Origin of the sequence: Polycladidibacter stylochi (assembly GCF_001562055.1) — a bacterium.
GTDB classification, from domain to species: Bacteria; Pseudomonadota; Alphaproteobacteria; order Rhizobiales; family Stappiaceae; genus Pseudovibrio; species Pseudovibrio stylochi.
In genome coordinates this window covers 197,698-221,440 of the sequence record NZ_LLWE01000024.1, presented here as the reverse complement: position 1 = coordinate 221,440, position 23,743 = coordinate 197,698, and the positions used below count along the sequence as shown (strand labels likewise).

22 protein-coding genes are annotated in these 23,743 nt (G+C 46.8%); 13 read left to right on the top strand and 9 right to left on the bottom strand.

What is annotated here, in order from left to right:
- The first annotated feature begins 9 nt into the window (after positions 1-9).
- Positions 10-837, top strand: a complete 828-nt coding sequence (locus AYK67_RS07475; protein WP_068084432.1) for a ParA family protein — start codon at positions 10-12, stop codon at positions 835-837.
- Between the two features lie 59 nt (positions 838-896).
- Positions 897-1,793 (top strand): ParB/RepB/Spo0J family partition protein, encoded by an 897-nt coding sequence (locus tag AYK67_RS07470; RefSeq protein WP_068084430.1) that lies wholly within the window; start codon positions 897-899, stop codon positions 1,791-1,793.
- A gap of 177 nt (positions 1,794-1,970) precedes the next feature.
- On the opposite strand, the gene holA is transcribed toward AYK67_RS07470, so the two are convergent.
- The 3 genes from holA to leuS are packed head-to-tail and all read right to left on the bottom strand — an operon-like array spanning position 1,971 to position 6,224.
- On the bottom strand, positions 1,971-3,020 hold the full coding sequence (gene holA, locus AYK67_RS07465; protein WP_068084427.1) for a DNA polymerase III subunit delta: 1,050 nt from the start codon (positions 3,018-3,020) through the stop codon (positions 1,971-1,973).
- Positions 3,020-3,625, bottom strand: coding sequence for an LPS assembly lipoprotein LptE (gene lptE, locus AYK67_RS07460; protein WP_068084425.1), 606 nt, complete (start codon positions 3,623-3,625; stop codon positions 3,020-3,022). The genes holA and lptE overlap by 1 nt, the downstream gene beginning before the upstream one ends.
- Positions 3,612-6,224 (bottom strand): leucine--tRNA ligase, encoded by a 2,613-nt coding sequence (gene leuS / locus AYK67_RS07455; RefSeq protein ID WP_068085304.1) that lies wholly within the window; start codon positions 6,222-6,224, stop codon positions 3,612-3,614. The genes lptE and leuS overlap by 14 nt, the downstream gene beginning before the upstream one ends.
- 242 nt (positions 6,225-6,466) lie before the next feature.
- Between leuS and AYK67_RS07450 the strand changes: the two genes are divergently transcribed.
- On the top strand, positions 6,467-7,141 hold the full coding sequence (locus AYK67_RS07450) for a YggS family pyridoxal phosphate-dependent enzyme (RefSeq protein WP_068084423.1): 675 nt from the start codon (positions 6,467-6,469) through the stop codon (positions 7,139-7,141).
- A gap of 11 nt (positions 7,142-7,152) precedes the next feature.
- On the opposite strand, the gene AYK67_RS07445 is transcribed toward AYK67_RS07450, so the two are convergent.
- Positions 7,153-8,118, bottom strand: coding sequence for an alpha/beta hydrolase (locus tag AYK67_RS07445; protein WP_068084420.1), 966 nt, complete (start codon positions 8,116-8,118; stop codon positions 7,153-7,155).
- Positions 8,119-8,505: 387 nt separating this feature from the next.
- On the opposite strand from AYK67_RS07445, the gene ffh reads away from it, so the two are divergent.
- The 8 genes from ffh (at position 8,506) to AYK67_RS07405 (ending at position 15,239) form a co-directional block, all read left to right on the top strand.
- Positions 8,506-10,047, top strand: a complete 1,542-nt coding sequence (gene ffh / locus AYK67_RS07440) for a signal recognition particle protein (RefSeq protein WP_068084417.1) — start codon at positions 8,506-8,508, stop codon at positions 10,045-10,047.
- The gene (locus AYK67_RS07435) at positions 10,048-10,365 is read left to right on the top strand and encodes a chorismate mutase (protein ID WP_068084413.1); all 318 of its coding nucleotides are present in this window, start codon (positions 10,048-10,050) and stop codon (positions 10,363-10,365) included.
- 18 nt (positions 10,366-10,383) lie between these two features.
- Positions 10,384-10,761, top strand: coding sequence for a 30S ribosomal protein S16 (rpsP, locus tag AYK67_RS07430; RefSeq protein WP_068084411.1), 378 nt, complete (start codon positions 10,384-10,386; stop codon positions 10,759-10,761).
- A gap of 26 nt (positions 10,762-10,787) precedes the next feature.
- Positions 10,788-11,336: a ribosome maturation factor RimM gene (rimM, locus tag AYK67_RS07425; protein ID WP_068084408.1), complete on the top strand. Its 549-nt coding sequence runs from the start codon at positions 10,788-10,790 to the stop codon at positions 11,334-11,336.
- 30 nt (positions 11,337-11,366) lie between these two features.
- On the top strand, positions 11,367-12,068 hold the full coding sequence (trmD, locus tag AYK67_RS07420) for a tRNA (guanosine(37)-N1)-methyltransferase TrmD (RefSeq protein ID WP_068084405.1): 702 nt from the start codon (positions 11,367-11,369) through the stop codon (positions 12,066-12,068).
- Positions 12,069-12,276: 208 nt separating this feature from the next.
- On the top strand, positions 12,277-12,732 hold the full coding sequence (gene rplS / locus AYK67_RS07415) for a 50S ribosomal protein L19 (protein ID WP_068084402.1): 456 nt from the start codon (positions 12,277-12,279) through the stop codon (positions 12,730-12,732).
- A 307-nt stretch (positions 12,733-13,039) separates the two neighbouring features.
- Complete coding sequence (leuC, locus tag AYK67_RS07410; RefSeq protein ID WP_068084399.1) at positions 13,040-14,443, top strand: 3-isopropylmalate dehydratase large subunit; 1,404 nt, start codon at positions 13,040-13,042, stop codon at positions 14,441-14,443.
- 238 nt (positions 14,444-14,681) lie between these two features.
- Entirely contained in the window at positions 14,682-15,239 is a 558-nt protein-coding gene (locus AYK67_RS07405; protein ID WP_068084396.1) for an HNH endonuclease, read from the top strand.
- 124 nt (positions 15,240-15,363) lie between these two features.
- Here the strand turns inward: AYK67_RS07405 and acs are convergent, their stop codons facing one another.
- From acs to AYK67_RS07390, 3 genes are all read right to left on the bottom strand, one after another.
- The gene (acs, locus tag AYK67_RS07400; protein ID WP_068084393.1) at positions 15,364-17,313 is read right to left on the bottom strand and encodes an acetate--CoA ligase; all 1,950 of its coding nucleotides are present in this window, start codon (positions 17,311-17,313) and stop codon (positions 15,364-15,366) included.
- 163 nt (positions 17,314-17,476) lie between these two features.
- Positions 17,477-17,881: a DUF1761 domain-containing protein gene (locus AYK67_RS07395; protein ID WP_068084390.1), complete on the bottom strand. Its 405-nt coding sequence runs from the start codon at positions 17,879-17,881 to the stop codon at positions 17,477-17,479.
- A gap of 73 nt (positions 17,882-17,954) precedes the next feature.
- On the bottom strand, positions 17,955-18,584 hold the full coding sequence (locus AYK67_RS07390) for a glutathione S-transferase family protein (protein WP_068084388.1): 630 nt from the start codon (positions 18,582-18,584) through the stop codon (positions 17,955-17,957).
- Between the two features lie 206 nt (positions 18,585-18,790).
- Between AYK67_RS07390 and AYK67_RS07385 the strand changes: the two genes are divergently transcribed.
- Together AYK67_RS07385 and AYK67_RS07380 are read left to right on the top strand one after the other, a co-directional pair.
- Positions 18,791-20,185, top strand: coding sequence for a D-alanyl-D-alanine carboxypeptidase family protein (locus AYK67_RS07385; protein ID WP_068084383.1), 1,395 nt, complete (start codon positions 18,791-18,793; stop codon positions 20,183-20,185).
- Positions 20,186-20,279: 94 nt separating this feature from the next.
- Positions 20,280-21,494 (top strand): CobW family GTP-binding protein, encoded by a 1,215-nt coding sequence (locus AYK67_RS07380; protein WP_068084380.1) that lies wholly within the window; start codon positions 20,280-20,282, stop codon positions 21,492-21,494.
- Between the two features lie 36 nt (positions 21,495-21,530).
- On the opposite strand, the gene AYK67_RS07375 is transcribed toward AYK67_RS07380, so the two are convergent.
- Positions 21,531-22,466, bottom strand: a complete 936-nt coding sequence (locus AYK67_RS07375; RefSeq protein ID WP_068084379.1) for a prephenate/arogenate dehydrogenase family protein — start codon at positions 22,464-22,466, stop codon at positions 21,531-21,533.
- 12 nt (positions 22,467-22,478) lie between these two features.
- Positions 22,479-23,582: a histidinol-phosphate transaminase gene (gene hisC / locus AYK67_RS07370; protein ID WP_068084371.1), complete on the bottom strand. Its 1,104-nt coding sequence runs from the start codon at positions 23,580-23,582 to the stop codon at positions 22,479-22,481.
- Between the last annotated feature and the right edge of the window lie 161 nt (positions 23,583-23,743).

Below are 23,743 nucleotides of genomic sequence, written 5' to 3'. Positions count from 1 at the left end.
GTTTGTCGGATGAGTTTACTACCACAAGCACCGCGTGTCCTGACCATTGCCAATCAAAAAGGTGGTGTCGGCAAGACAACGACGGCGATTAATCTTGGAACTGCTCTGGCTGCTATTGGCGAGCGTGTTCTGATTATAGATTTGGACCCGCAAGGCAATGCCTCTACTGGTTTAGGTATTGATCGCCGTGCGCGTGAATTCTCGACCTACGATATTATGTGCGGCGATTGCTCGTTAGGGCAGGCTGTACAAGAAACGGCTGTACCAAGATTATGGATTGCGCCGTCGACTATGGATTTGCTGGGTGTTGAGCTGGAAATATCATCTGCTCCAGATCGAACTTATAGAATGCGTAATGCCATAAATGGTTTGGTTGAGTATTTAGAAGGCGATGCGAATGAGAGCTTCTCGTATGTCCTTGTTGATTGTCCGCCTTCTCTAAATCTACTTACCATTAATGCATTGGCAGCGTCGCATAGTATTTTGGTGCCGTTACAGTGCGAGTTTTTTGCACTTGAAGGTTTGAGCCAGCTTTTGAGTACTGTTGAACAGGTGAAGCAGACGCTTAATCCTGAGCTATCCATACACGGTATTGTGTTGACCATGTATGACAGCCGTAACAACCTTTCTACTCAAGTTGTTCAAGACGTTCGAGAAACTATGGGCGATGCAGTATATGAAACGGTCATTCCTAGGAACGTTCGTGTATCGGAGGCTCCCAGTTATGGTAAGCCCGCATTGCTTTATGATTTAAAATGTTCTGGATCACAGGCATATTTACGGTTAGCCTCAGAGATTATTCAACGTGAACGTGATATGCGCATGGCTGCCGCTTAGTGAGCTGAGCGAAAGAGACGTACTATTTGAATTTATAATAAGCAACGTGGTGGATTGATATGGCGAAACCTGAAGAAGGTGGCAAAGGTAATAAGCGGTTAGGGCGTGGTTTGGCCGCTTTGATAGGCGATGTGAATGCTGAGCCGATGGTTGCGCCTGACCGGACACGCGATATCAAGAAAGTACCTATTGAGTATTTAAGCCCTAATCCACGTAATCCGCGTAAATCATTTACTGAAAGTGATTTGGAGAGCTTAACCGAATCTGTGCGAGAAAAGGGAATTGTCTCGCCAATTCTAGTGCGGCCAACACCGGGAAAGCCAGGTCATTTTGAGATAATTGCTGGTGAGCGGCGTTGGCGTGCAGCACAGCGGGCCAGCTTACACGAAGCACCTGTTATTGTGCGTAATGTGACCGATCAGGAAGCGCTTGAACTTGCGATTATTGAAAATGTCCAAAGGGCAGACTTAAACCCGATTGAAGAGGCGTTAGGCTACGAGCAGCTGATTAGCGAGTTCTCATATTCTCAAGTTGAGCTTTCCAAGGTTATTGGCAAAAGTCGCTCTCATGTTGCTAATACTCTGCGGCTTTTAAAACTTCCAAATTCAGTTAAAGACTATTTGGCAGAGGGATTGATTACAGCAGGGCACGCGCGTGCTTTGATTACGGTTGAAGACCCTGCGACGATTGCTGATTTGATTGTCGAGAAGGGATTAACTGTCCGTGATGTCGAGAAGATCGCCCAGGATCCTTCTATTCTTGAAAAGAAACCACCGCAGCCTAAGCCTGAAAAGGATGCTGATACAAAGGCACTTGAAAAACGCTTAGCTGATGGTTTGGGCTTAAAGGTTAATATCGCTCATAAGGCAGAAAAAGGCGTTGGTGAGCTTAAGATTAAGTACACCAGTGTTGAACAGCTTGACGAAGTTTGTCGATTATTAGGAATTCAAAACTAGCATCTTCTACATAAAATTTGCTTATGAAAGGGGCTTAAGCCCCTTTTTTTATATCCAAATTTCTTAGAGCGTATTCCTGAAAAGTGATAGTGATTTCGGGTAGGAATAGCCGTGAATGGAATAGGTTAAAGCAGTTTGATTGCTACTATGAAGCCGCAAACTGCTTTAGTGCGTCAATTAATGGTGGGACTTTGCGCTTACATGCTTTGCAACTTGTGCAATTGCCAAAAATGTATGAGAGACGACTGAGCGACCAATAATCGGGCCATTTAAGCGAGCCTCTTTTACAGCTTCATCCAGCCTAACTAATGCGCGTTCCAGTCTGCTACTATTCCAAATAGTGAGTTGTCTTTGAACGAGTGATTTACGTTTCCAAAAAATAGGCGGGCGTGCTTTAGAGATGACGCTATCAGGGGTTTGGCCCCTATCGATATTAGTGCGTGCTAGATGTAAGAACTGGAAGTGGCGTAGCGCATTGTTAGCGATGACGCCGGCGTCCATGCCGGTTTCTTTCAAGCGTTCCAGGCCGTGGTCTAGCTTGTCGGTTAATCCAAGTGCGGCGGCATCTATGAGTTCATCTATGGCAAATGCCGAGGCATCGCCGATGATTTCATCAATATGGTGATGTTCGATACGACTGTCATCTTTGGCATAAAGGCATAATTTGCGGATTTCACCACGGCTGGCCATCCTATCAGCCCCCAGGAAGGCGTGTAGAGATATGCGCGCTTCACGAGATATTTGTAGACCCATAGATTGGGTTTCTTCATCAATCAAGTGATCAAGGTCTTTAGACGCATCCGAGTAGCACGGAATAGCGTAGGCAGTCGTACTGGCTTCGATCTTTTTTCTGAGTGGATTTGTTTTTTTAAGGTCGCCAGATTCAATAATGACCAAAGCTTCAAAGTCAGGATTTTTAATCAGTGGCTCAACAGCAGGAAATATGTTTTTTGGGCTATTGTCTTTTACCCAAATACACCGTCGCCCACCAAAAAGCGGTATGGTGAGCGCTTCATCAATCAGGCGATTGGGATCGCTGGTTACTTCAGAGGCGTCGAGCTTGATGTTGGTAAACGGATCAGAATTATCGTCACTTACAGATAAAAATAACTTCTGACAATGTTCGCTTACAAGACCAGTGTCGGGACCATAGACCAGTATCAAGTTTACATTTTGTGGCGGTGACGAAACAAAACGTTCTATCTCAACTGGTTTTAATGCAACCATTAATCCTGGGCTTTCTCGTGTGTGGCAAAATAGGAAGCCAGGCGTACTTGGATATCTTTTGCGACAACTTTAACCGCTCTGTCTTCAGCGTTTCTTTCGGCACGCTCATTAGCAAAGCGCTGCGAAGAGAAATCATAGGAGGCTTCTGCAAATGAGCGACCTGTATACAATGTTTTTTCTGTCTGGCTATCAACCAAGATAAAACTTGTATTTATGGTAAGGCTGTAAGCAGATGGTACATCAGCTAATGCTTGTACACCTACCGAACTAATGATTTTATCAGCCTGAATTTTTAGGTCGTACTTTTTATGGGTTAAAGGGTGAGCACCCCGAAAACCATAGGTGAGTTCGTTTTTCATTACCTGTGTGGCGCGATCGATACCACTGGCACTGGCATAGCTTGAGATTGCAATATCTACCGAAGCTAGTTCTTGCTGTACCGTTCCGGTTGCTTTGCCGGTTTGGTTGCTTGTTGGCAACTCACCATATAACGGACGGAACTGGCAGGCGGTTAAAGATAACACACCAAACACAACAGCGGCTCCGCCGGTTATAAACCGGCGGGCGCTGCTAGGAGTAAAGCGAGATCTGTTAGATAACGACATTCACAATCCTTTGAGGTACAACAATAATTTTACGTGGTGCATTGCCACCAAGAGCATTTTGTACACTCGAGTGAGCAAGAGTTGCGGCTTCTACTTCTTCTTTAGAGGCATCTCTTGCAATGTTAAGTTCACCCTTCTTTTTGCCATTAATCTGGATTGGCAATGTGATGGAGTTCTCGACAAGCAAGTCTTCTTCTAAAGTTGGCCACGCAGCTTGTGATATTATGCCCTCATTACCCAATGTGTTCCAGCACTCTTCCGCAAGGTGTGGAGTAATTGGACTCATAAGCAACAGCATAAAGTTTGCTGCTTCGCGCAGAGCAAAGCTAATATCCTCTTGGTTGAGATCAGACTGAAGGGCCTTAGAAATGACATTGGTGAATTCATAAAGGCGCGCTACAGCCCGGTTGAATCCAAGCCCTTCAAAGTCTTTGGTAATAGCAGACAGTGTTTTATGAGAGGCGCGGCGCAAGGCAGTTGCTTCATCACTAAACTTATCCGGCTTAGTAGTTGCCTTGGATTTTTCTGCCACTTCACCGATAATGCGGTGAACACGTTGTACATGACGCCAAGCACCGAGCACACCTTCTTCTGTCCAGATAATATCGCGCTCTGGGGGGCTATCTGAAAGAACAAACCAGCGGGCGGTATCGGCACCGTAGGTGTCGATGATATCGGTTGGATCGACCACATTCTTTTTCGATTTGGACATCTTCTCGATAGAGCCAATGATAACCGGTTCACCCGTGTCCAAAAGCGTTGCAGTACGGCCTGTGTCCGTTTGTTCAATTTTGATATCGGCAGGAGAAACCCAGCGGCCATCAGAAGATGCCTTGTAGGTTTCGTGGTTTACCATGCCTTGGGTAAACAGGCCCTTGAATGGTTCTTTTAAGTCCAAATGACCGGTAATCTGCATGGCGCGAGTAAAGAAGCGCGAATACAGCAAGTGCAGAATCGCGTGCTCAACACCACCAATATACTGATCTACCGGCAACCATGCGTTGGCTGCTTTCGGGTCTGTTGGATTGGTGTTTTTCGGGTCGGTAAAGCGTGCGAAATACCAAGATGAATCGACGAAGGTATCCATGGTATCTGTTTCGCGTTTGGCTTCCTTACCACAGTTTGGACATGTGGTTTTGCCCCAAGTGGGGTGACGATCCAGTGGATTGCCCGGACGATCAAAACTCACATCTTCCGGCAGTTTGATTGGCAGGCTTTCAACCGGCGCATGTTGGACGCCACAATCATCGCAGTGGATGATAGGAATTGGACAGCCCCAATAACGCTGACGGGAAATACCCCAGTCGCGCAGGCGGTAATTGATCTCGCGCTCACCTTGAGGTTTACCATTAGCAACTTGTTGTGAAAGCTTATCGGAAACGGATTGTTTCGCTTCCGAAATAGATAAGTCTGTCAGGAATTCAGAATTAAAGATGGAACCGTCGCCTGTATAGGCTTCGTTTTCGACAGTGAATGTTTCTGGGTTTTCACCCTCGGGAAGGACAACGGCTTTCACTGGTAAACCGTATTTACGGGCAAAGTCCAAATCTCGTTGGTCATGGGCGGGACACGCGAAAATCGCGCCTGTGCCGTAATCCATCAAAATGAAGTTGGCGACATAGACCGGTAATTCCCATGAAGGGTCGAGTGGGTGTTTCACACGCAAGCCAGTATCGAAACCTAGCTTTTCTGCGGTTTCAATCGCTTCTTCGGTAGTGCCGATTTTGCGGCATTCGGTAATAAAGTCTTGCAGTTCCGCGTTGTTTTCTGCCAGTTTTTGTGTGATCGGATGATCTGGCGACAAACCCATAAAAGAAGCACCGAACAGGGTATCTGGTCGGGTGGTGAAGATTTCTAGCTCGGTATCACCGGTTGGAGCAGCCTCTACCAGCTCAAAGCGTACTTTGAGCCCCTCGGAACGACCGATCCAGTTTTTCTGCATCAAGCGTACTTTTTCTGGCCAACGATCAAGAGTTTCCAAGCCCTCCAAAAGATCCTCGGAGAATTCGGAGATTTTAAAGAACCATTGTGTCAGTTCTTTTTGCTCAACTGTAGCACCTGAACGCCAACCTTTACCGTCAATTACTTGCTCGTTGGCAAGTACGGTCATGTCAACCGGATCCCAGTTAACTTTTGACTTCTTACGGTAAATCAAACCTGCTTTAAGGAAGTCAAGGAACAAGCGTTGCTGTTGTGCGTAGTAATCCTCGTCGCAGGTAGCAAATTCACGTTCCCACTCTAATGAGAGACCCATGGATTGTAACTGGCCGCGCATGGTGGCTATGTTTTGATAGGTCCAGGTTTTCGGGTGGCCACCGTTTTCCATTGCAGCATTTTCTGCGGGCATGCCGAATGCATCCCAACCCATTGGGTGGAGGACATTATAGCCAAGTGCGCGCTTGAAACGTGCTACAACATCACCCATCGCATAATTGCGCACGTGGCCGACGTGGATGCGGCCAGAAGGATAGGGGAACATTTCTAGCACATAGTATTTCTCCCGCGGATCATCGTTGTCCGAGGTGAATACTTTATTGTCGTTCCAAACCTTTTGCCAGCGCGCTTCAGTTTCGCGCGCGTTGTATCGCTCCGTAGCCATAAAATTCGCCATTCTTACTATTTTCATTCGGGCCACAGGGGCCACTATCTCTTGTAAGGACTGTCACCAGAAATTGCCTCGTTGGTCAAGCTAAGAACCGATTAATTTCCAAGTAGGGCTTGATAATTTTCCCATCAGTCTTGAGAATTGGCACAGATATGGTGGAACCAAAGTAAAATGGGCTTGCAATCGCGATTTTCAAAGCGCATGTGAACGGGAAATACATGTTTGCGGAGTGTGATATGTCTTCAAAAGCTAATGAGTGTCTTAATGAGGTAAAAGCTGCAATTACTTTGGCAGAAAAAGAAGCTGGACGTGCCAGCGGGTCTGTTTGCCTAATTGCAGTGTCGAAAACATTTGCTGTTGAAGATATTCGACCTGTGCTTGAAGCTGGTCAACGTGTTTTTGGCGAGAACAAAGTGCAGGAAGCTATGAAAAAATGGGCGGAGTTACGCTCGGATTACACCGATGTAGAGCTTCACCTGATTGGACCTTTGCAATCAAACAAAGCAAAAGAGGCTATAGCGACTTTTGATGTGATTCATAGTGTGGACCGTGAAAAAATAGCCCGTTCTTTGAAAAGCGAAATGGATAAGCAGGGCAAACAAGTTAGGCTGTATATTCAGGTCAATACTGGCGAAGAAGAGCAAAAGGCCGGTATTGCTCCGCAAGACACTGATGCATTTATCCAGTTGTGTCGCGATGAGCTGGGGCTTTCAATCGAAGGTTTGATGTGTATTCCTCCTGTTAATGAGGCGCCGGGCATGCACTTTGCGTTGCTAGAGAAAATTGCCAAGCGCAACGGTGTTGAAAAACTCTCCATGGGTATGTCAGCAGATTACCCAATAGCTATACAGCATGGGGCGAGCCATGTACGGGTTGGTTCTGCCATTTTCGGAGCGCGCGATTACAGTTAGTGCAGAGCTGTTTATTGCAAGATTTTACCCAGCCAATCTATAGTTCGTTTTGAAAGTGGAATGGTTGTATTCGGGCTCGAAACTTTCCCCATAATGAGATGGTTGTTTTCGTCGGAGGAGTTTGTCACGAGTATGCGCTCTTTGGCGGCTCCCCAAGTTTCATAGGCGAGGTCTGTTGCGGCTGCATCGACCGTCTTGTCTTGGGGAGAGTATATAAACAGGGCAGGGACCTGTGCTTTTTCAAAGGCTAGTGTTTGCACATAGGCAACCAGTTCAGCCATGGGGAAAACAGCAGAGAAGGGATAGTTCATTGTCCAACCATGCTGCTTTTCAGGTGATTGTTTCGTATCCGTGTTTCTTTTGCTACCAAGAATAAAGGGTAGGGCATCGCGTGTTATCGGGCGGGTGAGTAAAGAGCTGCCTGCAGCCTTGATAGCGAAGTTGGGGGAGACAAAAACAATTGCCACCACATTGCTTTTCTTTAGTTTTCCGGTAAGCGCGGCCCATGCAGCCAGTGTTCCGCCGGTAGATGTGGCAATGAGTACTGTTTTGTTACCGATACGATTGCCGATTTCCAGAGCTTCCAAAGTATCATGCATCCACTGCTCAGCAGTTGCCTTGCCCATTGCAGCGCCTCCACGTCCATGCCCTGAAAGACGTTGGTAAAACAAATTTGCCTGATAATGCTTTGCCAGCAAATCGGGGTAGGGTCTGATTTCTTCTTTGCTAGCGCTAAATCCATGTAGATAAACCAAGGCTAGATTGGTTTTTTGCTCAGGCGCATCGGCCCAAATAACCTGTTTATCTAGTCCGCTGCGAATATCTGAAAACTTTGCTTCACTTTGAGCTAGATATTGTGTTGTGGTGCCCGTGACTTGCGGTGGTTTTAAATAAGCAGGTTCATTAGTTCTTAGTGGTTGATCAAAATATAAGTAAATGGCTGAGACACTAGCTAAAATCAGAAAAAGCTTTTTCATAGGAACTCACTTATCAACCCATTTAAAATATATCTGAGAGCATCTAGTTCATAGTTATCATTTACTGAAGACAATGAAATAACGGAGTGCTGGGAATATAATGGTGCTATAGTTTTTGTTGACTTTTGGTCGCTTTACTTATAAAGGCAAGGCAATTCCACGATTGGATGACATAAGAGTAACTGACTGGGACCCGCATAGGTATAAAGAGATCCCGGAGGTCAACACCCGACAGCGCGTTGCGCCCTCGGGTGCTTTTTTGCTATGAGCTGTTGGTAGGCCATGCAAATTCGGGCGCTCTCGTGTGATCTTATCGTGAAATAGAGAGCGGCATGCCGGTGGCTAATAATCTGTGTGTCAGCAATTTAGAGATTTAAAAGGGACGCTATGTTCGAGAACCTGTCAGATCGCCTTGGCGGCATTTTAGATAAGCTCACCAAACGGGGCGCGCTTTCTGAAGCCGATGTGAATGAAGCGCTACGCGAAGTTCGCCGTGCTTTAATCGAGGCCGATGTGGCATTGCCGATTGTTCGTTCCTTTACCGATAAAGTACGCAACCGCGCTGTGGGTGCCGAGGTGGTTAAATCCATTAAACCCGGGCAGATGGTTGTTAAGATTGTTCACGATCAATTGGTGGAAATGCTTGGCGAAGAAAGCCAGAGCATTGATTTGAATGCGCCGGCACCGGTTTGTGTGATGATGGTGGGTCTGCAAGGTGCAGGTAAAACCACTGCAACGGGCAAAATTGGTCTGCGTCTGACCAAGCGCGACAAAAAGAAAGTCTTGATGGCTTCTCTTGATACACGCCGTCCGGCTGCGCAAGAGCAGCTGCGCGTTCTTGGTGAACAAAACGAAGTTGATACGCTGCCGATCGTTGAAGGCCAAGATCCTGTCGATATTGCTAAGCGTGCAATGACCGCTGCCAAGCTTGGCGGTTATGATGTTGTGATGCTGGATACAGCGGGCCGCACGCATATTGACGAGCCGTTGATGCAGGAAATGTCCGACATCAAAAAGGCGGCTAACCCGCATGAAATTTTGCTGGTTGCTGATGCCTTAACCGGTCAGGATGCTGTTAATCTGGCAAAGAACTTTGACGAGCGTGTTGGTATCACCGGTATCATGCTCACCCGTATGGATGGTGACGGGCGCGGTGGTGCTGCGCTTTCCATGCGTGCTGTAACCGGCAAACCGATTAAAATGATTGGTACTGGTGAAAAAGCCGAGGAACTTGAAGAATTTCACCCAAAACGGATTGCTGACCGTATCTTGGGTATGGGCGATATTGTTTCGCTGGTTGAAAAAGCCGCAGAAGCGATTGATGCCGAAAAAGCTGCCGAGATGGCACGCAAGATGCAGAAAGGTCATTTCGATCTTAACGATCTTGCCGAGCAGTTGAAGCAAATGGAAAAAATGGGTGGTATGTCTGGCCTTATGGGCATGTTACCCGGCGTTGGCAAAATGAAAAAACAGCTGGAAGCAGCGAACCTTGATGACAATGTCATTAAGCGGCAAGTAGCGATTATCCAGTCTATGACCAAAAAAGAGCGTGCCAAGCCTGACCTTTTGAAAGCGAGCCGTAAAAAACGCATCGCAGCCGGTTCCGGTATGCAAGTTGCGGACGTTAACAAGCTTTTGAAAATGCACCGACAGATGGCCGATATGATGAAGGCTGTGAGTAAGGGCAAAGGTAAAGGCATGCTTGGTAAAATGATGGGCGCTATGGGGGGCGGAATGCCCGGTATGGGCGGCGGTATGCCAAACATAGACCCAAAAGCGCTGGAGCAAATGGCTAAAAGTGGCCAACTGCCAGGCGGTATGGAGCTGCCAAAAGACTTTACCAGTTTACCAGGTGGTGCAGGGGCACCCAAACTACCTGGACTTGGGGGAGGCGCCGGATTACCCGGTTTAGGTAAAGGGAAAAAGTAATTGAGCGATATCGACAGCACAGCAAAAGCCCAGCAGGTTCTGGGGGGATTACGCAATAGCATCGATAATATCGATGCAGCACTGGTTCATATGCTGGCGGAACGATTTCGCTGCACACAGGCTGTAGGGGAGTTAAAAGCAACCCACGGCCTACCCCCGGCTGATCCCAACCGGGAAAAAGTTCAGATCGAACGTCTGCGCCGCTTGGCAACTGACGCCAACCTCGATCCTGATTTTGCCGAGAAGTTCCTGAACTTCATTGTGAAGGAAGTCATTCGGCATCATGAAGCTATCGCTGCCAATCGCAGCGCAGACTAAAAATTCTAGGAGAAAAACATGTCTGTTAAAATCCGTCTTGCCCGTGGTGGTGCTAAGAAACGTCCTTTCTACCGTATCGTTATTGCTGACGTACGTTCCCCACGTGATGGCCGTTTCATCGAAGTAGTTGGCCGTTACAACCCAATGCTTCCTAAAGACGCTGAAAACCGCGTTGAACTGAACGAAGAGCGCATCAAGCACTGGCTTTCCAATGGTGCAAAGCCAACCGACCGCGTACACCGCTTCCTGGATACAGCTGGCCTGTTGAAGCGTGAGCCACGCAACAACCCGAACAAAGCGAAACTTGGCAAGAAGGCTCAAGAGCGTCTTGACGAGAAACTGGCTGCAGAAGCGGAAGCAAAAGCAGCTGCTGAAGCAGAAGCTTCTGCTGAATAAGAATTGATTGGGCCAGAGGGGGCTTTATGACACACTCAGCGAGTGATAAAATTCTTCTGGCCCAAATTGGTGCCGCTCATGGCATCAAAGGCGAGGTGCGGGTTAAGCCGTTTGGCGATGACCCACTCTCGTTTTGCGACTACGGTAAGCTGGAAACAGAAGACGGCAGCCGTAAGTTCAAGATCAAGCGTGCGCGTATTCAAAAAACGGTTGTTGTGACCAAGTTTGAAGGCGTGAATACACGCAATGAGGCAGAAGCGCTGAATGGCGTGAAGCTTTATATTCCTCGGGACCGCCTGCCGGAAATCGAGGATAGCGACGAATTCTACCATTCCGATCTGATTGGCTTGAAAGCGATTGATGCCGATGGAATAGAGATTGGAACTGTACTTGCCCTACCGAACTTCGGTGCGGGTGATTTGATTGAAATTTCTCCCAAATCTGGCGCCCCGCTTCTTTTGCCGTTTACTAAAGAAGTGGTACCAAACGTGGACCTTGAGGCCGGTTTGGTGCATATCGTCATGCCCGAAGGTATGCTTGAAGAAGGTGAGCGCGAACCAGACGCTGACATTTAAGTGCGTGTAGATTTTTACTAGGAGAAGATAATGGGCTTTAAAGCCAGCGTTTTGACGCTCTATCCCGATATGTTTCCCGGTGTTTTAGGTCAAGCTCTCTCTGGTAAGGCCCTTGCGCGTGGTGACTGGTCTGTTCAAGCCCATAACCCGCGAGATTATGCCACTGACAGGCACCGCTCTGTTGATGATACACCATCAGGTGGCGGTGCGGGGATGGTGCTACGTGCAGATATTCTTGCCAAGTGTCTCGATGATGTGGCTCCTGTCAATGATGAGCGCCCCAAGTTGCTTATGAGCCCACGTGGTAAACCGCTGACACAAGCCTATGCCCGTGAATTGGCTGAAGGACCCGGTGCTGTTATTGTTTGTGGTCGTTTTGAGGGTATAGACGAGCGGGTGATAGAAGCGCGGCAACTTCAGGAAGTTTCGATTGGCGATTATATCCTTTCGGGCGGCGAGGTTGCTGCGACAGTCCTGCTCGATAGTGTGGTGCGGCTTTTGCCCGGTGTTATGGGTAATAAAGAAAGCGGTGAAACCGAGAGTTTTGAAACCGGTTTGCTGGAGCACCCCCATTATACCCGTCCCGCCGAATTTGAAGGGCGGACGATTCCCGATGTCTTGACAGGTGGTAATCACCGCTTGATTGACGAATGGCGATTGGAACAGTCTAAACGTATCACCCAAGAGCGGCGGCCTGATTTGTGGCAGGCTTATCTGGAAAAGCAAAAATAACGATTTTCGTTGAATTTTTGGGTGACATTCTCCCGAAAAAGGGCTAATAACCCGCCAACCGGAGTCTAGGGTTGGTCTGCTAAGAGCAGATTTTACAAACCTTGGTCTCTACTTCCCGGCATATTGCCAAGGCTTGGTGAATTCGTCCCGTTCGGCTGTGATCGGGTGTGGACGCTCTGACCAAAAGTTTATGAATGGAAGAACTGCCATGAATATCATTGAGCAGCTGAACGCCGAAGAAATGGCGCGTATTGAAGAGAAGCGTAAGCTTCCTGAATTTTCTCCTGGTGATACTGTTCGCGTTTCAGTTCGTGTGACCGAAGGTACACGTACCCGTGTACAGGCTTATGAAGGCGTTTGTATTGCGCGTTCTGGCGGCGGCATCAACGAAAACTTCACTGTTCGTAAGATCTCTTACGGTGAAGGCGTTGAACGTGTATTCCCAATTTTCAGCCCAATGGTTGAAGGTGTTGAAGTTGTTCGCCGCGGTAAAGTTCGCCGTGCGAAACTTTACTACTTGCGTGAGCGTCGCGGTAAGTCTGCACGTATTGTTGAAGCAACAAACGTACGCGCGAAACGTCTTAACGAAATTGACCGTGCAAACGCTGCTGCAGCTCGTGCTGCGAAAGCTGCTGAAAAGAAAGCCGAAGCTGCTTCTGAATAAGAATAGTTTTTGTTTTAAAGGTTTTGAAAACCCCGTCACTTGTGGCGGGGTTTTTGTTGTTTTGACTAATACGAGGCGCATTGAGAGAAACTCAATACTTGAAAGGCTTGTGATTTTTGCAGAACTGGTTCAAGAAATAGGGTAAGTGAAGGGCGGTTTTTGCTTTTCACACCTGAATTCTAAACAAAGCGGGATACCGCATAAAAATCGATCGTCACACGTACTACTGCCCGTTTGGACACTTCTTGAGCGCGATATAAACGCGAACTAGAATGCGTACTGTCAGATCGTTTCCAGGAGAAGCGCCATGTCGCAGGCCAAAACACTCTATGATAAAATCTGGGATGCCCATGTGGTTGCAACCCAAGAAGATGGTACGAACCTGTTATACATTGACCGTCACCTTGTGCATGAAGTAACCAGCCCACAAGCATTTGAGGGCTTGCGCATGACAGGGCGTAAGGTTCGCCACCCTGAGCGCACTTTGGCTGTTGTTGACCATAACGTGCCGACAACCGATCGTAGTCAGGGTATTGATGATCCTGAAAGTGCGCTGCAGGTTCAAACACTTGCTGATAATGCCGCTGAATTTGGCGTTGAATATTATTCCGAAATGGATCATCGCCAAGGTGTGGTACATATTGTTGGTCCTGAGCAAGGCTTTACATTGCCGGGCATGACGATTGTATGTGGTGATAGCCATACTTCAACTCATGGTGCTTTTGGTTCTCTGGCTCACGGTATTGGTACTTCCGAAGTTGAGCACGTTTTGGCAACACAAACTCTCATTCAGCGTAAAGCCAAAAACATGCGTGTTACTGTGAATGGTAAGTTGCCAGCGGGTGTAACCGCGAAAGACATAGTTTTGGCAATCATTGGTGAAATCGGTACTGCTGGTGGTACTGGTTACGTTATCGAATATGCTGGTGAAGCCATTCGCGAATTGTCCATTGAAGGGCGCATGACCGTTTGCAACATGTCCATTGAGGCAGGTGCACGTGCGGGCTTGATTGCACCAGATGAAAAAACATTTGCCTACATGGACGGGCGGCCTAAAGCACCAACCGGTGAAAACTGGGAGGCTGCTGTTGCCTACTGGAAAACCCTGTTTAGTGATGAAGAAGCAGTGTTTGACAAGGAAATCGTATTGGATGCGGCTTCTCTACCACCTATTGTCACTTGGGGCTCCTCTCCAGAAGATGTTGTTTCGATTGATGGTGTGGTGCCAAATCCTGCCGAAATTGAAGAAGAAACCCGCCGCGTTTCTAAAGAACGTGCTTTGGAATACATGGGGCTTGAGCCTGGTACAAAAATTACCGATATCAAGATTGATCGTGTTTTTGTTGGTTCTTGTACAAATGGCCGCATTGAAGACTTACGTGCTGCTGCGAGCGTTGTTAAAGGCAAAAAGGTTGCTGACAGCGTCAGCGCTATGATCGTACCTGGTTCCGGTCTTGTAAAAGCGCAGGCAGAAGCCGAAGGGCTTGATAAGGTTTTTGTTGAGGCTGGTTTTGAATGGCGTGAGCCGGGTTGCTCTATGTGCTTGGCAATGAACGCGGACAAGTTGAAGCCGGGCGAGCGCTGCGCTTCAACCTCGAACCGTAACTTTGAAGGCCGCCAAGGGTTTAAAGGGCGTACACACTTGGTATCTCCTGCAATGGCAGCAGCGGCTGCAGTAGCAGGCCATTTTGTCGATATTCGTAGTTTCTAATTTAGATTGGGCGGATACTAATCAAGGTATCCGCCTCTTCTGCACAGATTTTTTTGATTTAAGATATATCTAGAAAACAATCATTTAGCTTAGTGATTCGCTTAGACTAACACTGCAAGAACGCACAGTTATACGCTTGTGCCTTCACATAGCTGTCATTTGCTGCCTAGTATATTGCAACAGCTCACGAGCTTCGAGTTCAGGTTTTTAACCAACTCACGAATTCAAGGAGCAAGTTGTGAATGTTGCAGTTACCGCTGGTACCTATCCTTCATTGGTACTGAATGCTGACTACAGACCACTTTCTTATTATCCGCTTTCGCTTTGGTCGTGGCAGGATACCGTGAAAGCTGTGTTTCTCGATCGTGTGAATATAGTTTCGGAATATGACGTTAGTGTTCATAGTCCCAGCTTTGATTTTCGGTTGCCGAGTGTGGTTGCGTTAAAAAACTATGTAGAGGCAGAACGTAATCCGGCTTTCACCCGATTTAATGTTTTTTTGCGCGATAAATTTGAATGCCAATATTGCGGTTCGCCGAAGGATTTAACCTTCGATCATCTTATTCCGCGTTCCAAGGGCGGGCAGACGACTTGGGACAATGTTATAACGGCATGTTCACCATGTAATTTGAAGAAGTCCAATCGTTCCTGGCAAGAAATGGGTATGAGACCGCGGCAAATGCCGTTTAATCCTAGTGTCTATGATTTACACAATAATGGTCGTCATTTCCCGCCTAACTACTTACACGAGAGCTGGATGGACTTTTTATATTGGGATACGGAGCTGGAGCCGTAAACTCCATAATAGATAACTATTATTTTGACGCGTATTCTTATCCGAAAACCGGGAGCCACTTTTCAAGAGTATGCCCTAGCATTATAGCCCCGCGTAGCTATGGGATACGCGGGGCTAATACTGTTTAAGCGTCTTCGCTTCTATTTTGGCGATTATTAATCAAATCGCCAACGACAGTTGGATCTGCAAGTGTGGAAGTATCACCGAGATTATCAAAGCTATCTTCGGCAATCTTACGCAGGATTCGACGCATAATCTTACCTGAGCGGGTTTTAGGAAGTCCTGGCGCGAACTGGATTAGATCGGGTGATGCAATTGGACCGATTTCGGCACGAACGTGCTTAACCAGCTCCTTATGCAGCTCTTCGGATGGTTCTTCGCCTTCCATCAAGGTCACATAGGCGTATATGCCCTGCCCTTTGATGTCGTGTGGATAGCCAACAACAGCAGCCTCGGAGACTTTCGGGTGCGCGACGAGAGCGCTCTCGACTTCTGCAGTGCCCATTCTGTGGCCAGATACATTGATTACATCGTCAACGCGGCCGGTAATCCAATAGTAACCGTCTTCATCGCGGCGGCAACCGTCGCCAGTAAAGTAAAGGCCTTTATAGGTGGCAAAGTAGGTTTGCACAAAACGCTCATGATCACCGTAAACGGTGCGCATTTGCCCTGGCCAACTGTCTTTAATGACAAGGTTGCCCTCTGTTGTCCCTTCCAAGAAATTACCTTCGGCATCTACTATTGCCGGTTCTACGCCGAAGAATGGACGTGTCGCTGAACCTGGTTTGAGCGGAGTTGCGCCAGGTAGCGGAGTGATAAGGATACCACCGGTTTCTGTTTGCCACCAGGTATCAACAATTGGACAACGCCCCTCACCTACTGTGTTATGATACCAGCTCCAAGCTTCCGGGTTTATTGGTTCGCCAACAGAACCAAGAATACGAAGTGATTTCCGGCTTGTTTTGGTGACAAACTCATCACCTGCACCCATGAGTGCGCGGATTGCAGTAGGTGCTGTGTAGAAAATGCTCACATTGTGCTTGTCGCAGACCTGCCAAAAACGTGAAGCGTCAGGATATGTGGGAACACCTTCGAACATGAGTGTGGTCGCACCATTGGCCAGCGGGCCGTATACGATGTAGCTGTGGCCAGTTACCCAGCCCACATCTGCGGTACACCAGTAGACTTCCCCTGGTTTATAGTCGAACACATATTCATGTGTCATGGAGGCGTAAACCAAGTAGCCCCCTGAAGTGTGCACGACCCCTTTGGGCTGTCCAGTAGAGCCAGAGGTATAGAGGATGAAAAGCGGATCTTCTGCGTTTACTTCCTCTGGCGTACAGATGCTTGAAACTTTCGCGGTTTCATCGTCAACCCAAACATCGCGGCCATCTTGCATGGCTACATCTGAGCCAGTGCGGCGCACAACAAAGACTTTATCAACGCCGCCGCAACGCTCGATAGCTTTATCTGTATTGACTTTTAGGGGGACTTTACGGCCACCACGCAACCCCTCATCAGCTGTTATAACAAAACGAGAGCTACAGCCTTCGATACGTCCTGCTAAGCTATCGGGAGAGAAACCGCCGAATACGATAGAGTGAACGGCCCCTATACGAGCACAGGCGAGCATAGAGTATGTTGCTTCTGGTATCATAGGTAGGTAAATGGTGACACGGTCACCTTTTTTGACGCCGTTTGCCTTCAACATATTGGCAAACTTGTTCACTTCTTCAGAAAGTTGACCATAGGTGATTGTTTTTTGCTCACTTGGGTCATCACCTTCCCATATAATCGCTGGCTGATCAGCTTTTGTTGCCAAATGCCTATCAACGCAATTGGCCGATACGTTTAAAGTACCGTCTTCAAACCACTTAATGTCGACATTGTGGTAATCGTAGGAGGTATTTTTAACTTTTGTGTAGGGTTTTATCCAATCCAGACGTTTGCCATGTTCGGCCCAGAAACCTTCCGGATCGGTTATTGAGCGCTGGTACATTTCCTGATAGCGATCATTATTAATTAATGCACCTGCAGCGATATCGGCTGGTACAGGAAAAACCTCTGATGTCATATTTATCCTCCCGTGTTGCTGGAAAGCCAGCAGCATTTGTTCCCGGTGGCATTATGGTTTGCTCTTGCTGCGACGTCCAGCCGCAGGACCTATAACTTTCGTCGTTGGAAAGAAGTCTTCCCACTTTATGCTAGTGGACAACTGACACAGCGTCTTAAGGCTGTTAGAGAGAAGAGGCAAAAACAAAAATGACTGCTTGTAGGAGCAAAACCCCAAGCCAATGGCCTGAATCGATAATAAGTAAGGCTTTCGGTGCTTTTTGAAAGCTATAATTGATTGTCATGACTGACAGGACAAAGCCAAGCCAAACCGCAAAAGCAATAAACAAGGCCTGCTCGATAGTGTTAATTGATAGAGAGACCAATAGGGCTGCAATACCTGTTGCTGTTATGAATTGGCAAACAAAAATCAAGAGCGCTTTGAACGGCGAAATTGCCGCCTCTGATTCGCTTATTCTTGCAGCGCTCATCCACTGCTTGGCGAGCGCACCATACCAGATACTGCCATAAATTACGGAGGCCAGCGTAGCAGCTAGTATCGCCAATGCATTCGAACTGATATCAAGCATTAAATTCTCCCACCCTCAGTTATTTTGAGAGTATAAGAAAATAAAAGTACCTAGAATGAAACTTATTGGACGATTAAATTGAGCTGCTGATAATATTTATAAGTGCTTTTCTATTTAAAATGGCCTCTAAATACCGCTGAATTTTGGGGTTTTCTATTTTAAAACCAGCTTTGTTTGCCCATAGAGCACAATGCCCCATTACTAAATCCGGAATTGTGAACTTATCGCCCATCAGATATTTTTGTGTTCCGAGGCGGTCTGCTAAGGTATTTAGAGCATTATCAAAGTCATATTTGCAGGCGGCTTTGACTTCAGGTACACGCAGTTTTTCAGGTAAGACAAAACTGTGCTTGGCTGCCGTCCACAAAGCCCCTTCAATTTCATCAAGAATTAAGAAAGTGAAACTGTCTTGCTTTGCTCTTTCTATCGTACCCGCTGTAAACGTGAGCATTTGGTGTTTGTCAGCAAGAAATTCAATAATTGCAAGTGAGTCATTAATTATGGTGTCGCCAACCTGTAATGATGGAACTTTTGCATTATTGGAATATAGTTTAGCCGTATCTGACCTAGGCTGTGCCTCCACCAATTCATAGGACTGCGACATTTCTTCTAAAGCCCATAAAACTCTGAGTGTACGATTGTTTTTATGTCCAATAACTTTGTACATTTCAGTACCCATTTTGTAAGCAAGTGGTATTGTCATAATGTGCTAACTCAAAGCGAATTCCTGTTATATTGTTATATATTATAATCATGAATTTTTTTAATTAGTACTTATAGAATATAATTTACACCATTAGTTATAAAGTAACCCTACTATATTTATTATTTACTCTAAGGTAATTTAGTTTATGTAAGATGGCGATTAATGGCAAGTTTATTTGAAAAGAACTCGATTAGGATTATATCGTGCTAAAAAAAACAATAAATCTATCGATATTATTCGTATCATTAGGGGTTCTTTTTTACCCGATTTCATCACAAGCGGATGTTGCCACTTGGATTTCGGTTGATGCGCGAAGTGGAAAGGTGCTTGAGCAGCATAAAGCTACTGACCGGTGGTATCCAGCTTCGCTAACAAAGATGATGACAGCCTATGTTACATTCGAGGCAATTAAAAGCGGCCGGTTGAAATTATCTGACCCTGTTATTGTTTCTGCTCATGCCCTAGCCCAGCCACCCAGTAAAATGGGCTTTAAGGTGGGTACGGTTATGACATTGGATAATGCCTTGACTATGGTGATTGTAAAATCAGCCAATGATATTGCCGTAGCGGTCTCTGAAGCGGTGAGTGGTAGTGAGGCTGATTTTGTTGCAGAAATGAACCGTGCTGCTCAGCGCCTTGGTATGGGTAATACTCACTTTGTAAATCCTAATGGCTTACCGGCAAAACAGCAGGTGACAACTGCTCGCGATATGGCAATACTCGCGCGCAAACTCTGGTTGGATTTTCCCCAATACAAACACTATTGGAAAAATTCCGGTATCAAGTTTGGTGGCAAAACCCTTCCCTCAGGCAATAAAGAGTTTTTGCTGCGTGTTGCCGGGGCAAACGGGATGAAAACAGGTTATATTTGCGACTCCGGCTTTAATGTTGCCACGACAGTAAGCCATGGTGGGAGAGATATTATCTCTGTAGTTTTAGGGGCTTCTTCTGTTTTGGAGCGAGGTGCTTTTGCTAAAAAGCTAACTGAGGTATCGCTTGGAAGATATGATGGGCCTAGCCTTTACTCTTTGGATGGAAAAGGTAAAGAGCCCCCCAAAAAAGGGTATTGTAAGCGGGGAAAGAAACCCAAAGCTCAAGAGCTTGTTGACCGGTTTGGAAAATCGCATTTAAGCGATGATATGCTTGCTTATGCTACAACTGCTGGGGCCTTTCCTGAAGGCGAGAAGGTTTCGCGAAAATCTAAAAGCGGCAAAACCAAAGTGAACTGGCCCGCCGTTTACGAAAATATTCTTGGCCTTCGTGTCAAAGACTATAATCCCGTTCCTGTGCGAGTTGGGCTGAGTAACGGGGTTAAGAATAAAATGGAGTTGTTGGCTCGATCTGGCAATGCGCTTGTTCCAAGACCTAAACCGAAACAGGGCTCGCTGCTTCCCGTAAACTCGGCCAAAGGTGGCCTTGAGCTTGTTCGAAAAGATAAAAGGACAGACCCTTTTGGCGTTGAGGAAGCCAACCAACGAAAGGGCGCTTCTCAAGAAGCCGGTTCGCTCTATTCGACGAATAAAAAGCAGAAGGAAAAAGGTGACCTTACCCCATTGTTTAGCGGTAAGGGAGGCTTATACGCTCCAACAAATAACTGATCGTTGTAGTGTTTGATATGTCGGTTGATTTGCACAGTTACCAAGAAGTGTTTAGACAGAGTAGCTGACAACGAAGTTATGCTGGCAGGTTTTTATGAGTGAAATAGAGACTGGCTACGGTCAGGCACAGAATAGACGTAGGCCTCCTGAACCAATTCCTTTGAATATCATAACTGGTTTTTTAGGTTCAGGAAAAACCAGCCTCTTGAATGAAATTCTAAAATCGCCAGATATGGCGGATACAGCTGTTATTATAAATGAATTTGGCGAGGTTGGCCTAGATCATCTGCTGGTTGATAAGGTGGATGACGGTATTATTGAGCTTTCCTCAGGTTGTTTATGCTGCACTATTCGCGGTGATTTGGTTGCCACGCTAGAAAACCTATTGCGTAAGCTGGATAATGGCCGCCTTGAAAAGTTGAAGCGTGTGGTTATTGAAACAACTGGCCTTGCAGACCCGGCACCTGTGCTTCATAGCGTTATGCTACATCCTTATCTGGTCATGCGCTATCGTCTCGACGGGGTGGTTACGCTCGTTGATGCCGTCAATGGCTTGAATAGTTTGGCTGAGCATGAGGAAGCCGTGCGCCAAGTTGCTGTGGCGGACCGTTTGGTCATCACAAAAAGCGATTTGGTAAAGGGTGAAGAGCAGGAAAAGACTTTCATAGCTCTAAAAGCAGAATTAAAACGCCTTAACCCGGGGGCGACAACTATTACCCGCAGTATTGGTGAGCAGGAAGTTGCTGATTTGATTAATTGCGGCCTTTATAATCCCGATAGTAAAGTGCCTGAGGTGAAGCGCTGGCTCAATGAAGAAGCTTATAGAGATGCTCATCACCATCATGCCCATGAGGGGGAAGAACATAGCCACCACCACCATCATCATGGGGATGATGATGGACATGCACATGATGTGAACAGACATAGTAAGAATATTCGTGCCTTTACATTGGTAAGTGAGCGACCAATTTCAGCTGGTGGGCTAGAAATGTTTATGGACTTGCTGCGCAGCGCACATGGCCCAAAACTCTTACGTGTTAAAGGTATTATCCTTGTTGGCGAGCATCCAGATCAACCGGTAGTAATACATGGGGTACAGCATGTGTTTCACCCCCCTGCCCGTTTAGCAAAATGGCCTGATGATGAGCGCCAAAGCAAGCTGGTTTTCATTGTGAACGGGCTTGCCGAAGGGTTTGTCAAACGGATGTTTGATGCTTTTACTGGCGGTATAGCTAGTGATACCCCCGATAAAACCGCTTTGATGGATAATCCATTATCAATAGGCGGTTTTAGTGGTTTTAAAAACTAGGGTGTTTCCCTGATATTGCCTTATCAGGGCATAAACCTATTGGGCTGGATCTCCTGCCTCGTTTTGACGTCCGAAGTTTGGAGCGGGAGATTCTTGGCCCGCTTCAATCAGCTGTTTGCGAATGCCTCGTGTGCGGGTAAATAGATTAAACAGGCTGTCTCCATCTCCCCAGCGAATTGCACGTTGTAGCGCTGACAAGTCTTCGGAAAAGCGTGCCAGCATTTCTAAAATCGCATCTTTATTGTTGAGGCATACATCGCGCCACATGGTGGGATCGGAGGATGCTAAGCGGGTAAAGTCGCGAAAGCCTGAAGCAGAATATTTAATAACCTCAGATTTGGTTACAGTTTCCAAATCGTCCGCTGTACCGACTATATTGTAGGCAATTATATGAGGTAGGTGCGATACCACCGCGAGCACTAGATCATGATGCTCAGGCGCCATGGTTTCCACCTCAGAGCCGCAGGATTGCCAGTATTTTATCAGCTTTTCCAAAGCCGCTGGGCTTGTGCCTTCTTCCGGTGTTAAAATGCAACGGCGGTTTTCAAACAGGCTGGCAAAACCGGCATCCGGTCCAGAATATTCAGTTCCCGCCACCGGGTGGCCTGCAATAAAGTGCACAGTTGTTGGTAGGTGTGGCTTCACTGCAGCTATGACAGCAGCCTTAACAGAGCCAACATCTGTCACAATAGCACCCTCACTTAAATGGGGGGCAATTTGCTTTGCAACCTGCTCGCAGGCACCAACTGGTGTGCATAGTATTACTAAATCTGCGCCTTCAACCGCTTTCGCTGCGTTTAAATAATAATAGTCGCCCAGTTCCAGCTCCATGGCACGTTTTAGTGTTGCCTCGGATCGTGTTGAGATGATGATTTCTCGCGCCAATTTTTCGCGGCGCATGACACGTGCTAGTGAGGAGCCAATCAAGCCAATGCCAATTAGCGCCACACGTTGAAACAAGGGGTCAGACATTTACTCTTTCATTCAGTTGCTATGTAAAAACTCTTTCAGTGCTGCAATAACATCAAGGTTAGCTGCTTCACTGCCAATAGACATCCGAAGGCAATTGGGCAAGCCGTAAGAGCCTACTTGACGTAAAATACAGCCTTTTGATTGCAAAAAGGCATCTGCATCTTGTGCTGTTTTACCTTTTTCTTCGCTGAAGTGAATCAAAATAAAATTGCCAACGCTCGGAGTAACTTTGAGCCCCAATTGGGTGACTTGTTCTGTTACAATGGGGAGCCACTCACTGTTATGGGCTATGGCTTTATGCAGGAAGTCCTGATCTTTAGCTGCTGCAATACCAGCAGCCAATGCGGCGCTATTCATATTAAAAGGACCACGGATACGGTTCATTGCATCAATAACATGCTCAGGCCCAAAGCCCCAGCCCACGCGAAGTGCAGCCAAGCCGTAAACTTTTGAGAACGTTCTCGTCATGATAACGTTATCTGCGGAAGAAGCCAGCGAAATTCCTGCCTCATAGTCATTGCGGCGCACATATTCTGCATAGGCTGCATCTAATACCAGCAAGCAGTTTTTTGGTAAGCCCTCATGCAAGCGTTTAACTTCATCAAATGGCAGGTAGGTGCCAGTGGGGTTGTTTGGATTGGCTATAAACACCACTTTAGTTTTATTGGTAACGCGCTCTAAAACGGCGTCTACATCTGTGGTGAGGTTTTTTTCTGGTGCCACGATTGGTGTTGCGCCAGCCGCCATTATTGCAATTTTGTATACAGAAAAGCCATGTTGAGAATAAATGGCCTCATCTCCCTGCCCTAAATAAGTATAGGCAATGAGGCTGAGAATTTCGTCGGAACCACTGCCACAAATAATGCGATCAGCATTCAAACCATGAATTTTAGCGAGGGTTTGGCGCAGCTCTTCTGCACTTCCGTCTGGATAATGTTCTAAATGATTGATGGACCTATATGCTTCCAGCGCTTTAGGGCTAGCGCCTAATGGTGTTTCATTGGAAGAAAGTTTGTGCTTGGTTGGTTGGCCTGAAACAGAAGATTTGCCGGGAACATAAGGCGCAATGTCTAATATTCCTGCTCGTGGTTCTGGTCTTGAAGGCACTCGGTCCATTTTAATTCATTCCTTAACATTGAATGGTGGCATATTCGTGTGCACCAACAAACCCCAGCTGTCAAATATTACCTTTGGTTGTTATGAGCTTAAAAAGCTCAAGTTTCCTGTAGTTCACGGCAAGTATTTACAGGAGGCTAACGTATGTCTTTGTAAAATGG

Bases quoted from the DNA above. Each gene is read 5' to 3' on its own strand.
- AYK67_RS07475 (WP_068084432.1), top strand. From the start codon at position 10: ATGAGTTTACTACCACAAGCACCGCGTGTCCTGACCATTGCCAATCAA.
- AYK67_RS07470 (WP_068084430.1), top strand. From the start codon at position 897: ATGGCGAAACCTGAAGAAGGTGGCAAAGGTAATAAGCGGTTAGGGCGT.
- holA (WP_068084427.1), bottom strand. From the start codon at position 3,020: ATGGTTGCATTAAAACCAGTTGAGATAGAACGTTTTGTTTCGTCACCG.
- lptE (WP_068084425.1), bottom strand. From the start codon at position 3,625: ATGTCGTTATCTAACAGATCTCGCTTTACTCCTAGCAGCGCCCGCCGG.
- leuS (WP_068085304.1), bottom strand. From the start codon at position 6,224: ATGGCTACGGAGCGATACAACGCGCGCGAAACTGAAGCGCGCTGGCAA.
- AYK67_RS07450 (WP_068084423.1), top strand. From the start codon at position 6,467: ATGTCTTCAAAAGCTAATGAGTGTCTTAATGAGGTAAAAGCTGCAATT.
- AYK67_RS07445 (WP_068084420.1), bottom strand. From the start codon at position 8,118: ATGAAAAAGCTTTTTCTGATTTTAGCTAGTGTCTCAGCCATTTACTTA.
- ffh (WP_068084417.1), top strand. From the start codon at position 8,506: ATGTTCGAGAACCTGTCAGATCGCCTTGGCGGCATTTTAGATAAGCTC.
- rpsP (WP_068084411.1), top strand. From the start codon at position 10,384: ATGTCTGTTAAAATCCGTCTTGCCCGTGGTGGTGCTAAGAAACGTCCT.
- rimM (WP_068084408.1), top strand. From the start codon at position 10,788: ATGACACACTCAGCGAGTGATAAAATTCTTCTGGCCCAAATTGGTGCC.
- trmD (WP_068084405.1), top strand. From the start codon at position 11,367: ATGGGCTTTAAAGCCAGCGTTTTGACGCTCTATCCCGATATGTTTCCC.
- rplS (WP_068084402.1), top strand. From the start codon at position 12,277: ATGAATATCATTGAGCAGCTGAACGCCGAAGAAATGGCGCGTATTGAA.
- leuC (WP_068084399.1), top strand. From the start codon at position 13,040: ATGTCGCAGGCCAAAACACTCTATGATAAAATCTGGGATGCCCATGTG.
- acs (WP_068084393.1), bottom strand. From the start codon at position 17,313: ATGACATCAGAGGTTTTTCCTGTACCAGCCGATATCGCTGCAGGTGCA.
- AYK67_RS07395 (WP_068084390.1), bottom strand. From the start codon at position 17,881: ATGCTTGATATCAGTTCGAATGCATTGGCGATACTAGCTGCTACGCTG.
- AYK67_RS07390 (WP_068084388.1), bottom strand. From the start codon at position 18,584: ATGACAATACCACTTGCTTACAAAATGGGTACTGAAATGTACAAAGTT.
- AYK67_RS07380 (WP_068084380.1), top strand. From the start codon at position 20,280: ATGAGTGAAATAGAGACTGGCTACGGTCAGGCACAGAATAGACGTAGG.
- AYK67_RS07375 (WP_068084379.1), bottom strand. From the start codon at position 22,466: ATGTCTGACCCCTTGTTTCAACGTGTGGCGCTAATTGGCATTGGCTTG.
- hisC (WP_068084371.1), bottom strand. From the start codon at position 23,582: ATGGACCGAGTGCCTTCAAGACCAGAACCACGAGCAGGAATATTAGAC.